The organism is Brucella sp. RRSP16, assembly GCF_052246815.1.
In the GTDB taxonomy this organism is placed as follows: domain Bacteria; phylum Pseudomonadota; class Alphaproteobacteria; order Rhizobiales; family Rhizobiaceae; genus Brucella; species Brucella intermedia.
In genome coordinates, this window is sequence record NZ_JBQQAM010000005.1 from 183,908 (window position 1) to 199,230 (window position 15,323).

Genomic DNA, 15,323 nt, shown 5'->3' on the forward strand with positions numbered 1-15,323 from the left:
TCGAAAAATTTTTGAATCAAGCAACATTAAGGGCGGGTCATTGAATGTGATGGGATCGGTCCGGCAATTTCGTCGTTCTTTAATGAAAAGGCCTTATTTGAAATTCAGTCGTTTCAATGCTTTGATAGCAAATCTGAAATAGTGAAATCGAGGAGAGGAATGAGTTCGATCCGAAAAATTCGCAAGGCCGTGTTCCCTGTCGCAGGTCTTGGCACCCGTTTCCTGCCCGCCACCAAATCGATCCCGAAAGAAATGCTGACGGTCGTCGACAAGCCCGTCATCCAGTATGTAGTCGATGAGGCGCGCGAAGCTGGTATCGAACATCTGATTTTCGTCACCGGACGCAACAAGGCAGTTATCGAAGACTATTTCGATGCGCAGGTGGAGCTTTATTCCACGCTCGCCGAACGCGGCAAGACGGCGGAACTGGAGCATCTGCAGGATATCCAGCCGCAGCCGGGAACGACCAGCTTCACGCGCCAGCAGGTGCCGCTCGGCCTTGGCCATGCGGTCTGGTGTGCGCGCGAACTCGTCGGTGACGAGCCGTTTGCTTTGCTGTTGCCGGATATGGTCATGCAGTCCAAGAAGGGCTGCCTGAAGGAAATGGTCGAGCTTTACGAAAAGACCGGCGGCAATGTCGTCGCCGTGCAGGAATGCGATCCGGAAGAGGCGCATAAATACGGCATCGTGGGCAAGGGCGAAACCATCGGCAGCGGTTTCGAGATCACGCAGATGGTCGAAAAGCCAGCCAAGGGCACAGCGCCATCCAATCTCTACATCAATGGCCGCTACATCCTGCAGCCGGAAATCTTCGAGCTTCTGAGCAAGCAGGAAAAAGGTGCCGGCAATGAAATCCAGCTGACCGATGCGATGCTGAAGCTTGCTGATGCCCAGAAATTCTTCGGCTTCAATTATCAGGGCCTCACCTTCGACTGCGGCTCCAAGGCCGGCTTCATCGAAGCCAATGTTGCTTTCGCCTTGTGGCGCAACGATATTCGCCCCTCGGTGGAAGGCTCGATCGGCCATCTGCTGAATACAATCAAGCCAGCCTGATTAAATCCGGTCTGGACTCTGGTCGCGCCCCCTGAAAAGGGGGCGTTTTTTTTTGTGATTTGAGCACTATTTCGTGAAATTTGCTTTTCCGGACAACGATAGTAGGTATTTTGCCTAGTATGCATCCCAAAAAGTGTGAAACACATTTAGGGCGCAATGATAAACGGGCTCCTCCCCACATAAGGAATAAAGCATGCAGGAATTCCAGCAGACGATGGGTGCGGGTGCGCTCATCTCGATAGCGGTTGGCGCTGTCCTCTTATTGCTTTTGCTCATCATCCGGTTTCGCGTTCATGCTTTCGTGGCGCTTGTGATCGTCAGCCTTTTAACGGCGCTCGCGACCGGCATCCCGGCGGGCAACATCCTGACCACCATCACATCGGCCTTCGGATCTACCCTTGGCGGGGTGGCGCTTCTGGTCGGCCTTGGAGCGATGCTCGGCCGTTTGCTTGAAATATCGGGCGGCGCGCAGGCGCTCGCCGATGATCTCATCCGGCGATTCGGCGAAGAACGCGCACCCATGGCGCTTGGCATCGCATCGCTGATTTTCGGCTTTCCGATCTTTTTCGACGCGGGGCTGGTCGTGATGCTCCCGGTGGTCTTCACGGTCGGGCGGCGCCTCAAGGGAAGCCTGCTGCTCTATGGTATCCCGGTTGCCGCAGCCTTTTCGGTGATGCATGTTTTCGTGCCTCCGCATCCGGGTCCGGTCGCGGCATCCGAGCTTTTGGGCGCTGACGTGGGGCTTCTCATTCTCGTCGGGATCGTCGTCGTCATCCCGGTCTGGTTTATCGCCGGGCACCTTTTCGGTGCGTGGATCGGCAAGCGGATCAATCTTACCATCCCCGACAATTTCGATGCCGGGAGGGACGTGGAGGAGACGAAAAACCCCCCGAGTTCCAGTCTGGTCGTATTGCTTCTTCTTCTGCCGCTGGTCCTCATTTTCATCAATACGGGTCTCGACTTCGCCCGCGCGCAAGGCTGGGTCAACGCCGACGCAAACTGGTATCAGCTGGCGCGAATGATTGGATCGACGCCGGTTGCTCTCCTGATTTCGGTGCTGGTGGCTTCCTACGTGCTGGGACCACGGCGCGGCACAGATGCAGCCAGCGTGGAACGCATTCTCGATTCGGCGCTGGGCCCGGTCTGCTCCATCATCCTGATCACGGGAGCAGGCGGCATGTTCGGCGGCGTCCTGCGTGCTTCCGGCATTGGCGATGCCTTGTCCACCGCGTTCGCGAATACGGGATTGCCCGTCATCGTGGCGGGATTCCTGCTCGCAACGATTTTACGTGTAGCACAAGGGTCGGCAACAGTGGCGCTGATCACTGCTGCCGGGCTTGTTCAGCCTGCCGTTCAGGCTGCCGGATATCACGGGCTTGAAACCGCGGCGATGGTGATCTCCCTTGCTGCAGGTTCTGTCATGCTGTCCCACGTCAACGATTCCGGTTTCTGGCTGGTCGGACGTTTCTTCAACATGGATGTGAAGACGACGCTGAAAACATGGACAGTTCTGGAGACCCTTATTGGGCTTCTGGGATTCGGCATTGCCTGTTTGCTGTTCTGGCTCGCCTGAACGCACCTCGACACGGCATCCCGGAAGGGATGCCGTTCTCTTTTCTAGCGCTGAACTTTTACGCCAAGATAGACGCTGTCGGCTCTATATTCGCGGTCGGAGATGCGGCTCGTCAGGAATTCGTGACGCAGGCGCGCATCCAGTCCGACGAACCGATTGATCCAATAGGTTGCACCAATCTGCGCGCCAAGGGTGTAGTCGGTGCCGGTCCCGTCCTTGTTCTGCCGGATATTCGCGTCGAGCCTGCCATTGAGGCTGAGGTCGGAACGTATGCGGCGGGTCACCTCCAGGCTTGCGAAATGCAGGAGCGACCCGGCAATACCCGGCGTGGTGGAAGTATCGACCGTACTCTGGGCATAAAGGCGCACATCGGTTCCGCGCAGCGGTGACCAGTTGAGCGCAGCATTGACAGAAGGACCGCTAACGCCGCCGAGACGGGAATCATCGCTGTTGGCGCGCATGTATCCGGCAGCGAACTCGCCGCTCAGTTTTTCGCCCATGTCGAGCATCAGGCCGCCGCGCAGTGCGAATTGCGATCCGCTGCGCTCATAGCCGTTGCTGTCCACCTTCTCATCGAAGATGCGCTTGCCCAATTCGACTTCCGCGAAGGGGTTGATCGCCGGCGACAGGCTGAAGCCGCCGCGCAGCGTAATGCTGGCATAGGTGTTGTCGCGGTCTTTCTGGCTGACGGTGCCGCCGGACGACAGTTCGGCGTCGCCATAGATATTGTGCTCTACCCGCCCCGTGGCGCTGCCGAAGAGCAGGCCCATATCGCGTTCGATGCCGAGACTTCCATTGAGGGTATGAACCAGCGGGCGTTGCAGCGCGCCGACCACCCCATTCGGGCTGGACGCGCTTTCACGGCGCAACTGATAACTGGCACCGGTATTGACCGTCGTCTGGTCGCCGAGATCGAGCCGAAGCTTGCCCTGAATATCAACGCGCGGTTCGGAAACGTCTTCTCCCGAAATGGATTTGGACCACGTACCCGATGCGTCGAGCGTTGCCCGATGGCGTGCCCAGTCCGACTGCGCATTGAGCCGCAATGTTGTTTCGTTGAGAACGGCGCTAGAACCGGCAGCGCTATTGTCGCCGTTGGTGGTAGCCCGGATACCCTGTTCGAGCGAGGGTCGCAGGACAAACGAACCGGTGCGAATGCCGAGCGGTGCGAACGGATCGGCGTCCTGTGTAGAACCGCGCCCCTGCTCGGGCAACTGCCGCAGATTTTCGCGCTGTGTCCGGCCCGTTTCCTCACCCGCCTCGGTATCGACCGAGCCCACACGCATGTTGTCGGGTGGAATGGACTGGCGGTCCTGCGGCACGGGAACCGTCGGAGCAGTTTGGACTGTAGTGGCCGGGTCAGTCGCCGTGGTGTTTTCAGGCGGGGTGTAACTGTCGTTGTCGGTCGTCTCGCCAGACCCGTCATCATATCCCGGCGCGGCAAGTCCGCGATTCGCCAGTGTCTCCGGCGAGGAGGCCGAAAGCACGTCCTCGGCAACGCTTCCGCGCAGATAGGCTTCCTGGGCAAATGCAGAACCATGACAAATTGCCAGCGCCACGCCCGACAAAAACAGGCATCGCAGCCTGCGGGCAATGGGCGTCGAACCGCCAGATGGGGCCTTGGCAAAAAGCATGTCGTGTTTTCAAACCGTCGCAACGTGGTGGATGAACGGTAAAGGCACATGGTTAATTCTTGGTTGCTGCGGCCCGCATCCTGACGGTTCCGGCCACACAAATGTTTGGACAAGCGCCTGCGAAGAAGCTAACCCTTGCGGCCATGGAAAAGCTCGATCAGATCACCCCTCCGGCAAACGCAGAAGCGGCCATCGCGTCAGCGTTGCGCACCATAAAAACCGAAAATGCGGGTCTCGCCGCGCTGGAAGACGCGCTGAACAATGGCCTTTCCGCCCCATTCGTCGAAGCGGTGAAGCTGATCGTCGCTTCGCGCGGACGTCTGGTCGTGACCGGCGTCGGCAAAAGCGGTCATATCGGTTCCAAGCTTGCGGCCACCTTTGCCTCCACCGGCACCTCGGCATTTTTCGTCCATTCGGCAGAAGCCAATCACGGTGATCTCGGCATGATCGGCCGCGATGATGTCATTCTGGCCATCTCATGGTCGGGCGAAACGGCGGAACTGAAGGGCATCGTCAATTATTCGCAGCGCTTCCGTATTCCGCTGATCGCGATCACTGCAGGCGAGAATTCGGCCCTCGGCCGCGCGGCGGATGTCGTGTTGCTGCTGCCGAAGACCGCCGAGGCCTGCCCGCATGGTCTGGCGCCCACGACCTCGACCATGATGCAGCTCGCCATCGGCGACGCGCTGGCAATCGCGCTGCTGGAAGCGCGCGGCTTTACCCCGAGCGACTTCAAGACTTTTCATCCCGGTGGATCCCTGGGCGCAAGTCTGATCCATATCCGCGATATCATGCATCGCGGCGATCGTATGCCGTTGGTAAAGATGGGCACCTCCATGCCCGATGCGATGAAGGTACTGGCCCAGAAGAGCTTTGGCTGCGTCGTTGTTGTGGATGATGGCGGCGATCTGGCCGGCATTGTCACGGATGGCGATATCTCGCGCAATCTGAGCCGCAACCTTGCCGCGTTGTCGGTCGATGAAATCATGACGCGCAAGCCGAAAACCGTTGACCAGAACATGCTGGCGACCGCAGCCCTCAATACGATCAACGAAAATCACATCGGTGCGCTGATCGTCGTTGAGGCCGGTCGCCCGATCGGGCTCGTGCATTTCCACGATCTGTTGCGCATAGGCGCAGCCTGACAAGACGTTCAAGCCGTTTGTTTTCGCGCCAATGCGGCCAGTCCGGCCATCGAAACGATAGCCGGATTGCGTGAAGGTCGATTTGCGAGCCTCATAGAGGCTCATTTTGCGGAACTATCTGCATTCGTCGCCCGGTCAGCAAGCCGACGGGGCGACGATGGTTCCAAGATCAGGGGCGATCTGCTGGCGTAACATCCTCGATCTTCTCATCGCCCTGGATCGACACTTTCACCATGTCCTTCCCGTCGATATCCATCTTCATGAGATCAACAGAGCGGATCTGGCTGTTTTCGTAAGTGCGAAAGAAGTAGCGCTTGCTCTTCAAATCGCTGGCGCCTGTCCAGATCGTATAATCAGCCATTACATTGCCGTTCGCGTCCTTTTCGCCGTCTCGCGACGAGCCTCTAGGAATGTCGAACTGGTTGAGAATCTTGAAGACCTGCAGGACGGCGTCCTGTTCGGTTTTTGGCTGAAATACCGATTGTGAGAATGCAACCGCGCGAACGAAGCGCGATGGCGGAGTGAAATCGCCCGGCAAGCCAAGCATGCCCGAGCCCTGACCCGTCGGGACACTTTCAACCGAGCCGAGCTTGATCGAAGGCTTTCCCGTCATGGAAAAATTCGTGTACTGGCGCAGATTGTTCATATGAAAATCGAAGCCCGGTGTATTCGTGATAACGCCGAGGGGATTGTCATACACATTCAGCTTGCCGCCGACATATTCAACGACAATGCTTTTTTCCGTCGCATCATGCACGATGTAATGTGCTTCCGGGGCAAAGCCCCATTGGGAGAATACCGAGGACGCTACCACGATATTCCCGATATTTTCCTTCACTTCATCGACGGTAGCAAAATTTCCGAGGACATAAGACACGAATTCCCATTGGGAGATTGTTCGGTCCGAAACCTCAGCCGTATAGGGCATATAACCTGCGGAAGTGGGGAAATAGAACATTCCCGCACCCAGTCCCTTTTCGTTCAGGCCATCGAACAGGTCGGGCAGGCCCGCTCCATTCATGCCGACAGATGCGTATTTGGCAGTCCATTTCAGACCGCCTTTGCCGTCAGGGGTGGTGCCGGTGCGCGAAAAGCCACGCGGCACCATCATGATTTCTGACTTGACGTCGAGGCCGAATTCGAGGGTTCGTGCGTAAACGACACTGCCGTCTGCCGCGATCAACCTGATGCCGGTGCACGCCTGAGCTGCCGGAATTACATTTCCCAGCATCAAGGCGCAGGCTGCGGCAATGGACGTAATTTTTTAAAGGCTCGCCTTTGCATCATTTGTACTGGTCCTCGTTGTATGTGGATAAGACGTTGTGGGTGTCCGGTTGGTCTCTGTGCCGAACCTCGGCTGTCCTGTTGCCCGCGGTGACACGATCCCTCATTGAGAGAAAGCGCTTCGCCCGGGAGGGTGTCCTTGAATTTCATCTCATAACAAAACAAGCAATTGTATCAGTTAGAACAAGTTCTCACGGCGGGACGTCTCATTTTATTCTTCATTTTATCTCACGGATGTGCTTTAACGTGCCTGCGCTTGCATAAATAAGTGCCCGCTATTTGTAGTTTTGGCGGTCATGCGTGCGAACGAAGGCTTTGCTCTCATCCCGCGCCGGGAATGAAAGTCGGCTGGCGTTACGTCTGTTATCGGTGTCTTGGCGGCGCGTTGCATGATGGCAGGGGTAATGAGTAACGAAACCTTATCTCAACCGCTATGGTGGAAGTCGACGCGCGCAATGATTTCTGGCGCGAGGCCACTCGGCCCGTATTCGACACCATGCCCCTTTCGCCAGACAGCAAGGAACCTCTGGAGGGAACGATAAGTTCTCGTCCGCTGGGTTCGATTGCAATCGGATCGGTATCGTTCAACGGCCAGCGATATATTCGCGATCACCGCACTATCGTGCACAGCGATCTGGATTATTATCTTATCCAGCTCTCTACATCGGGAAAGATGAACGGCGATTTCAACGGTCTCGGCGTGCGCGCCGGCGTTGGCGATATCTGCTTTCTCGACCTTTCGAAAGCCTTCAAGAGCGAGGTCGATGCGGGCTCCAGGATTTCGCTTGCAGTCTCACGGCGCGATCTTGAAAAGGTGATCGGGCCGCGCAGCCTCCATGGGGTTGTCCTGCGTGGGGACCAGCCAATGACCCGGCTGATCGCAACCTACCTCAAGGGGATACGGTCTCTTGAACGCTCCCTTTCGCCGGTAGAGGCTCTGGCATCGGAGGAAGCACTGATCGCGCTTTTGGCGGGAGCCGTGAAAGGGGATGCGCTGGAGTCCCTCGAAGATTACCCTTCCATGAGCATAGCTCTTCGTCAGAGGGTCCTGGCCTTCATCGATCAGAATATTGGTGAGCGGGAGCTGTCTCCTGAGCTTATTCAGCAAAAGCTCAGGGTTTCGCGCTCCCATCTTTATCGTGCGTTTGCAGAGGATGGCGGCGTGGCGAAGTTCATTCGCGACCGGCGGCTGGATGAAGCGTTCAAGCAATTGACCAAGCCGTCCAAGCAGTCCCGTTCGGTTAGCCAGATTGCCTATAGTTTAGGATTTTCGAGCGGTAACCAACTATTGCGCGGCTTTCGTGCGCGTTTCGACATGACGCCGAAAGAAGCGCAGATCGAACGGGAACGTCTCCAGTTCGAAAGGCAGGCGAACAACGATCTCCACGGATATTTCACGGAGATGCTTAATCGCACCGTCAAGTCGTAGCATTGCGACCGGCTAATACACGCCGGTGCCGTCTTACTCGGCAACTTCGATTTCCAGCGACAGCGGATCGAAGGCAATCACGCGGACTTCAGTGCCGGCTGGCAGGTCGGGTCCTTTCACACGCCACATCGTATCGTTGATACGGATACGTCCACGCCCGTTGAGGATGGGTTCCGTCAATGTGGCGCGCCGGCCGACCAGCTGCTCCCCGCGACGATTGAGGAAGGCCTCGTCGGCATCGGTGCTGCGCGAGCCGAACAAACGGCGCCCCGCCAGCACGAAGATGACAGCCAGAACAAGGAACACCACGGTCTGAAACTGCCAGCCGAATGCCGCCGTTGAAGACAGGAGAAAGGCGAGGCCGCCTGTCACGAGAGCCGCAAGCCCGAACCAGATGAAGAAAAAACCGGGCGCCAGAATTTCCAGAATGAGCAGGACCAGCCCGAAGACGAGCCAGTTCCATATGCCGAGACCGGATAGAAATTCAATAATCATGGCGCCCTCTTTCCTGGTTTCAGCGCGTTGCTGGCGGAACGTTGCGTGGGCGGGACGGGGCTGGCGGCTGCGGTGTCGGATCGACCGGCCGGTTGCCATCGCTAAAGACTTCCCTGGCAATTGCGCCAATGCCGCCAAGCGAACCGATGAGGGAGCTTGCCTCAAGCGGCATCAACACGACCTTCTGGTTCTTGGCGCTCGCAATATTGCTCAGGGCTTCGGTGTATTTTTGCGCGACGAAGTAATTGAGCGCCTGCACATTGCCGTTGGAGACAGCTTCGGAAACCATGGTTGTGGCTTTCGCCTCGGCCTCGGCAAGGCGCTCGCGTGCCTCCGCCTCGCGTTTGGCCGCTTCCAGCTTGCCTTCTGCTTCCAGAATCTGCGACTGCTTCTGGCCTTCGGCGCGCAGAATCTGCGCGTTGCGGTCGCCTTCCGCTTCCAGAACCTGCGCGCGCTTGTCGCGCTCGGCCTTCATCTGGCGGGCCATTGATGTCACTATGTCTGCCGGCGGGTTGATATCCTTGATTTCGACGCGGGTCATCTTGATGCCCCACGGATGGGCGGCCTCGTCGACGACACGCAGCAGGCGGTCATTGATCGCATCGCGGTTGGAAAGAAGCTCGTCGAGGTCCATCGAACCCATGACGGTACGAATGTTCGTCATGGTCAGGTTGAGGATTGCATATTGGAGGTTGGCGACCTGATAGGCCGCCTGAGCCGCATTCAGCACCTGATAGAATGCCACGCCGTCGACGCCGACGATGGCATTGTCGCGGGTGATGACTTCCTGCGTCGGGACATCCAGCACCTGCTCCATCATGTTGAGACGGGCCCCAATGCGGTCGAAAAACGGCACGATCAGATTGAGGCCGGGATTGAGGGTGCGCGTATAGCGGCCGAACCGTTCGACCGTATAATTAAAACCCTGCGGCACGGTCTTGATGCCGGCAAACAGTGTCGCCAGAACCAGTGCGGCCAGAATGAGTAACGTGATATCGAAACCGGTCATTGTTTTTCCTTAAGGCAATAGGGCAGTAAGGCAGTAGGTGGAATCTAGCACAGATCAGAACATACTGCCTTACTGCCCTATTGCCTTACTCCCTTCAATCTAGACCCAACCCTGCAACTCGCGACGTACCAGCGTCTCGATGACTTTCATGCCGTCTTCGCCGTCATTGAGACAAGGAATGTGGCTGAAATTCTCGCCACCATTTTCAAGAAATTCTTCGGCTGCTTCGTTGCCGATCTCGTCCACCGTTTCCAGGCAGTCGGCAACGAACCCCGGATTGAGAACGGCCATCGACTTAACCCCGTGCTTGGCCAATTCCTCGACCGTTTCGTCCGTATAGGGCTGAAGCCATTCTTCAGGTCCGAAACGCGACTGGAATGTGGAACGAAACTGGCTGTCATCCAGACCCAGCCGTGCCTGCAGCAAGCGTGATGTTTCAAGGCATTGCTGGCGGTAGGGATCGCCCTTGTCCGAGTAGCTTTTCGGAATGCCGTGATAGGAAGCGAGGATCACTTCCGGCTTGAAGGAAAGCGTTTCCAGATGTTTCTCGATGGAACGTGCCAGCGCCTCGATATAGACCGGTTCCGCTTCATAGGATGGCACGATGCGCACCGCCGGCTGGAAGCGCTTCTTCATGAGCGCTTCGAAGAACTTGTCGTTCACCGTCGCGGTGGTCGTCGCCGAATATTGCGGGTAGAGCGGGAACATGACGATCCGCTCGCAACCCTGCTCCAGCAGGCGGTCGGTGACGCTTTCAATGGACGGCTGGCCATAACGCATCGCCCAATCAACCACCACGTTGGGGTATTCAGCGAGCGCCCGGGCCAGTTTCTCGCCCTGCGCGCGGGTGTAGGTCCGCAAGGGAGATTCGTTCTTCTCGCGGTTCCAGATGCGGTCGTAAAGTCTGCCAGACCGTTTCGGGCGGGTGTTGAGAACGATGCCGTAAAGGATCGGGTACCAGATTAGGCGCGGCCATTCGATGACGCGGCGATCCGAGAGAAACTCGGCCAGATAGCGGCGCATCGGGCCATAACTCGTGCCATCCGGCGTGCCGAGATTGACCAGCAGAACACCAACTTTCGGCAGCTTTCCCTGCGCCTCCGGTCTGGTTGTCTGGTTGGGCTTCTCCTGCACTTTGTCCATCTCACTCATCGTCCGACTCCTGTTCAGCCGGAAAACTAGAGAAAAAAAGACAAATTACAATCCTGACAATTGCCGCTGGCGAAATTCTATCGGCGCGGGTGTTGCCCGCGCCGTCAATATTCGAGATTTACGCGAAATATCCGCTGCTTAACCGGCTGCCCGACGCGTGAGGGAGAAGCGCGAGCCCGACGAGGACGTGCAGTTCAGCTGCGTCGGCGAGACGAGGGCGCAGTTTACCTTCGACGAGGTGCCGCGCACGATGGAGCGCATGTCGATTTCGACAAGCTGTGGCGACTGGTAACGATAGTTGCCTTCGGCAAGCTTTTCGTTCGTGTCGGTGGCGCGGGTCTCGAAAATGCCGCCATTGAAGGACGAAACGATGCCGTTGGGATCGACCCAGCTGCCTTCGATGCCAGCTGGCGCGCGGGAGACGACCGGGACATTGCCGCCGACCGGCCCAGTCGTTTCGCACGCTGCCAACGCCAGCGACATGACTGCAAGAGGGGCAATGATGCGGAAGCGTTTCATATCCATGCTCTCCATTAGAGCATTCCGAGCCAGAACCGTAGCTTAGCTGGCATCTGAAATGCGTAACCAGATATTTAGAGCGGTATCAACGACACCGTGCTGATGGGAACCGCTCGGGATGATTAGTTTGATGTATGGAAACTTGCACGAAAACAAGTCCTCATTGCGAGGAATAGGTGCCGGGCCTGTCGATTTGTTAGCTATGATGCAAGATCGCCGCGCTGGGCAAAGGGTACGCCGGTCCTTCTGCTTCGCGATTACGACCCCAAAACGAGCATGACGGATATCGCCAGAATGACGGTTGCGATGACCGACGACGTTGCAAGCATGCGGTGGAGATAGCGCCCGGCCGCATTATTGCTCTTGAACGAGGCTTTGGACGCAAGGGATTTCGCTATCTGATAAAGAACGAGATAGACGACAATCGAGATCAGTCCGATTGTCCATCCAAGCCGTACCATAGGGGCAGGATGACCCGGCACGCCCAGAATCCAGGGCAGAACGAGCAGCCCGCAGAGCAGAGCCACCAGATCGGGAAACCGGCTTGCAATCAGCCTCGTCATGTTGCGGGCAGAGAAGGACAGACGCATATCCTCATGGAATGGCCCGGTCAAAACCGGGCCGGTTCAATCAACGCACCAGAATATTGCGGAACTGCCATGGGTCCTTGGTATCGAGGTCTTCCTTGAACAGGTGGCCGCGACCTTCCAGCGGCGTCCAGTCGGTATAATAGCCCTTCACGGGCCCCAGATATTGCATCTGGACTTCAAGGCAGCGGCGGTAATCCATTTCGTCCGTCTCGACGATCCCACTCTGCGGATTTTCCAATGCCCAGACCATGCCAGCCAGAACGGCGGAGGAAACCTGCAGGCCGGTTGCGTTCTGATAGGGCGCAAGCTTGCGCGCCTCCTCGACCGTCAGTTGCGAGCCATACCAATAGGCATTCTTGTCGTGGCCATAAAGCAGCACGCCGAGCTCATCGCTGCCATCGAGAATTTCATGCTCTTCCAGAACGTGCTGCACCGGCTGCGCTTTGCCGCCCGCACCGAACATTTCATCAAGCGCCAGAATGGCGTCGTTGCTGGGGTGATACGCGTAATGGCAGGTCAGGCGGAAGTCGAGCTTGCCCTTCTTGTCGCGCAGCGTGAAAAAATCGGCGATGGAAATTGCTTCATTATGGGTGACCAGCAGGCCATATTGCGCACCGAGCGTCGGGCACCAGGTGCGGATGCGGGTATTGCCGCCGGGCTGCTCGAGGAAAATCGCGGCCTTGTTGCCCTTCTTCTGCTTGCGGGCGTTCTTGGGCATCCATTTTTCGTGACTACCCCAGCCAAGTTCCGCCGGTTGCAGGCCTTCGGCGATAAAGCCCTCGACGACCACGTGTTCCAGAAAGTGTTGAAGGGCTTGGGCTCCTTGGCGCGCTGGGTGTCGCGTTCCGCGATATGGATGCCCTTAACGCCAGCCTTCTTCATCAGTTTCGCCCAGCCGTGACGGTCATCCGCCGCCGGTTCGGTGAAATCGAGCTTCAGATCGGTCGCGAGGTCGACAAGCGCTTTCTTGACGAACCAGGAAACCATGCCCGGATTGGCGCCGCAGCAGGAAACCGCGGTCGTTCCGCCGGGGTTCTTGCGCTTTTCAGCGCGGACTGTTTCGCGCAGCGCGTAATTGGTGCGCGAGGCATTGTCGGCTTTTTCATCGAAATAAAAGCCGAGCCAGGGTTCCACCACCGTGTCGATATAAAGCGCGCCATGCTCGCGGGCGTAACGCATCAGATCGAGCGATCCGGTATCGACCGAAAGATTTACGACGAAGGGCTGGCCCTCCGTTCCCTTCAGAAGGGGACCGAGAACCTTCTTGTAATTTTCCTTGGTGATCGCTTCCTTGAGGTACCGGATGTCCTTGTCGTCGAGGATCTTGCGGTTGGCTTCGCTCGGATCGATCACGACCATGCGGGATTTGTCGAATTTGAAATGACGTTCAATCAGCGGCAGGGTACCGCGCCCGATCGACCCGAAGCCGATCATGATGACAGGGCCAGTTATCTCGCCATAGACTTGCCATTTCGCTTTCGCCATTTTCTTCCTCTCAGATGCCGCAGAATTGCGGTCAGGTTATCACCCGCTTTAGCTGATGTGCCGGAACGATAACACAACTTCATAGAAAGAAAGAAACGTCACAAGGCTATGACATCAATACATGTTTAATGGATATTAGGATTTCAGAGGTCGACAAGCTTTGCGCGGATCATGCCGCGCAACGAATTGCCGACAAGAATGTTGCGCGCGTTTTTCAGCGTCTCGACGGTAACGATACCTTCTTCAACGACGTTGTCGTTCAGCAATTCACGTCGCAGCACCCCGTCGAGCAGGCCGCATGAAAGCGCGGGCGTCATGCAGGCCGCACCGCCGATATCGAGAAATATCGAGGTGATCGTGCCTTCGCAGACCTCGCCACGATCATTGAGCAGGATGACTTCGTCAATCTCTGCGGGCGAGTATTCCTCGCGAGCCGCGATATAGGCCTGCCGCCGGGTCGTCTTGTGGCGCAACAGGGGATCGTTGTGATTGAGATGCGTGCGGGCTATCGCAACCCGCCAGATCGTCTGGGATGGCAACGGTTCGTAGGGAGCGCTCGAGACAGTGGCGGCACCATCCGGAGCGAGCGTCAGCCGCAGTTTCAAGGCCTGTTCGCCAGCCCCGGCTTCTGCAACCTTCTGCCGAATGGCTTCCATATTGCAGGCAAAGCCGAGTTCACGGGCGGAATTCTCAAGGCGCGCCATGTGCAGGTCGAAGCGCAGAATGCCGGAGAGCGGTTCCGAGCGCATCGTTTCGATCAGTTGATAATCGGGTTCCATCGTCACGGCTTGCGCCCCTTGTGGCTCGACAGTGCCGCGAACCGTGCTTTCAGAAGACATTCCTCGTACTCCGCTTGCGCCGTGGAATCGAAGACCACACCGCCCCCGACATTGAAGATCGCACGATTTTCATCCAGAAGCGAGATCGTACGAATGGCAACGTTGAAACGCATACGTCCGCCCGGCTCGATCCAGCCGAGCGACCCGCAATAGATGTCGCGCGGCCCGGTCTCCAGTCTACGCAGGATTTCCATGGCGCTGATCTTCGGCGCGCCGATGATCGACCCGCACGGGAAGAGGGCGGCAAAAAGCGAGCGCAGCGGCAGGTTCTCTTTCAGACGCGCGCGCACGCGGCTGATCATCTGATGGACGGTCGGATAGGTTTCGACGCGGAAAAGTTCCGGCACGTCGAGCGAGCCTACTTCACTTACGAGCGAAATGTCGTTGCGAAGAAGATCGACGATCATGCGGTTTTCGGCCTGGTTCTTCGGGTCGTTCAGCAGGAACTGGCGGTTCTGCTCGTCCTCTTCAGGCGTGGCACCGCGTGGCATGGTGCCCTTCATCGGGTGGGCCTCGATCCATCCATCGCCATCGACCTCGAAGAAAAGTTCCGGCGAGCGCGACAGGATGATCGGTCCGCCCAGATCGCAATAGGTCGCGTAGCGAACCGGCTGGCGCTTCGCAAGCATGTTGAACAGGACCAGGGGATCGCCGCCCCATTCCGCGTGGATGGGAAAGGTGAGGTTGCCCTGATAGCAATCGCCTTCGCGTAAATGCTGGTGCAAGCGCTCGAAACGCGGCGCATAGTCTTCGAACGACCATTGCGCGATCGGATCGCGCAGGAAGGTGGCCAGGGAGGCGGCATTGTCTTCGCTGCGACCGTGCATCCGTTCATCGGATGGGCCGTCGAATACGCCGAAGCAGAGAAGCGGCGCCTTGCGTCCTTCGGGCAGAAGCGGCTTGAGCTTGGGTTCGAGAAGATAGCCCGCTTCATAGGAAAGATAGCCCGCAAGCCATTTTCCGGCCTTGTGCGCTTCTTGCATTGCATCCCATGCAGGCTCGAATTCATCCGGCGTGTCGGCACGGATGATCGATGAAGGGGCCGCGAAAAGCACGTCGCGGCCCGCCTTGTCGTCCCGAAAGAGAATGAGCGGTTTGTTACCCGTTCGGGTCACT

Annotated in this window: 13 protein-coding genes and 1 pseudogene; 4 read left to right on the forward strand and 10 right to left on the reverse strand. The window is 57.6% G+C overall.

Translation table 11 applies throughout. From position 1 onward, the window contains the following. Window positions 1-159 precede the first annotated feature (159 nt). Both galU and ACS5UA_RS10110 read left to right on the forward strand, forming a co-directional pair. Window positions 160-1,053, forward strand: coding sequence for a UTP--glucose-1-phosphate uridylyltransferase GalU (gene galU, locus ACS5UA_RS10105; protein WP_021585325.1), 894 nt, complete (start codon window positions 160-162; stop codon window positions 1,051-1,053). Window positions 1,054-1,246: 193 nt separating this feature from the next. Then, a complete protein-coding gene (locus tag ACS5UA_RS10110) occupies window positions 1,247-2,626 on the forward strand; it encodes a GntP family permease (RefSeq protein ID WP_021585324.1) in 1,380 nt (459 codons plus the stop codon). A 44-nt stretch (window positions 2,627-2,670) separates the two neighbouring features. On the opposite strand, the gene ACS5UA_RS10115 is transcribed toward ACS5UA_RS10110, so the two are convergent. Continuing rightward, a complete protein-coding gene (locus tag ACS5UA_RS10115) occupies window positions 2,671-4,260 on the reverse strand; it encodes an outer membrane beta-barrel protein (RefSeq protein WP_443101290.1) in 1,590 nt (529 codons plus the stop codon). A gap of 143 nt (window positions 4,261-4,403) precedes the next feature. Here ACS5UA_RS10115 and ACS5UA_RS10120 point away from each other — a divergent pair, with 143 nt between their 5' ends. Continuing rightward, entirely contained in the window at window positions 4,404-5,405 is a 1,002-nt protein-coding gene (locus ACS5UA_RS10120; RefSeq protein WP_151661296.1) for a KpsF/GutQ family sugar-phosphate isomerase, read from the forward strand. Between the two features lie 169 nt (window positions 5,406-5,574). Here the strand turns inward: ACS5UA_RS10120 and ACS5UA_RS10125 are convergent, their stop codons facing one another. Further along, entirely contained in the window at window positions 5,575-6,636 is a 1,062-nt protein-coding gene (locus ACS5UA_RS10125) for a linear amide C-N hydrolase (RefSeq protein ID WP_021585321.1), read from the reverse strand. 486 nt (window positions 6,637-7,122) lie between these two features. Between ACS5UA_RS10125 and ACS5UA_RS10130 the strand changes: the two genes are divergently transcribed. Next, window positions 7,123-8,118: a helix-turn-helix domain-containing protein gene (locus ACS5UA_RS10130; RefSeq protein ID WP_244634822.1), complete on the forward strand. Its 996-nt coding sequence runs from the start codon at window positions 7,123-7,125 to the stop codon at window positions 8,116-8,118. Between the two features lie 33 nt (window positions 8,119-8,151). Here ACS5UA_RS10130 and ACS5UA_RS10135 read toward each other — a convergent pair whose 3' ends face one another. The 8 genes and pseudogenes from ACS5UA_RS10135 to ACS5UA_RS10170 form a co-directional block, all read right to left on the reverse strand. Beyond that, window positions 8,152-8,613, reverse strand: a complete 462-nt coding sequence (locus ACS5UA_RS10135) for an NfeD family protein (protein WP_112701797.1) — start codon at window positions 8,611-8,613, stop codon at window positions 8,152-8,154. A 19-nt stretch (window positions 8,614-8,632) separates the two neighbouring features. Continuing rightward, window positions 8,633-9,622, reverse strand: coding sequence for an SPFH domain-containing protein (locus ACS5UA_RS10140; RefSeq protein WP_112701798.1), 990 nt, complete (start codon window positions 9,620-9,622; stop codon window positions 8,633-8,635). Between the two features lie 99 nt (window positions 9,623-9,721). Continuing rightward, complete coding sequence (hemH, locus tag ACS5UA_RS10145; protein ID WP_022570098.1) at window positions 9,722-10,774, reverse strand: ferrochelatase; 1,053 nt, start codon at window positions 10,772-10,774, stop codon at window positions 9,722-9,724. Window positions 10,775-10,912: 138 nt separating this feature from the next. Then, complete coding sequence (gene omp10 / locus ACS5UA_RS10150) at window positions 10,913-11,293, reverse strand: outer membrane lipoprotein Omp10 (RefSeq protein ID WP_006473350.1); 381 nt, start codon at window positions 11,291-11,293, stop codon at window positions 10,913-10,915. A gap of 257 nt (window positions 11,294-11,550) precedes the next feature. Next, window positions 11,551-11,883 (reverse strand): hypothetical protein, encoded by a 333-nt coding sequence (locus ACS5UA_RS10155; RefSeq protein ID WP_112701799.1) that lies wholly within the window; start codon window positions 11,881-11,883, stop codon window positions 11,551-11,553. Window positions 11,884-11,923: 40 nt separating this feature from the next. Beyond that, window positions 11,924-13,368 (reverse strand): annotated as a pseudogene (locus tag ACS5UA_RS10160) (homospermidine synthase). Window positions 13,369-13,511: 143 nt separating this feature from the next. After that, window positions 13,512-14,207: an aminotransferase class IV family protein gene (locus tag ACS5UA_RS10165; protein WP_176056264.1), complete on the reverse strand. Its 696-nt coding sequence runs from the start codon at window positions 14,205-14,207 to the stop codon at window positions 13,512-13,514. Then, entirely contained in the window at window positions 14,150-15,322 is a 1,173-nt protein-coding gene (locus ACS5UA_RS10170) for an aminodeoxychorismate synthase component I (protein WP_443101291.1), read from the reverse strand. Before ACS5UA_RS10170 ends, ACS5UA_RS10165 begins: the two co-directional genes overlap by 58 nt. Between the last annotated feature and the right edge of the window lies 1 nt (window position 15,323).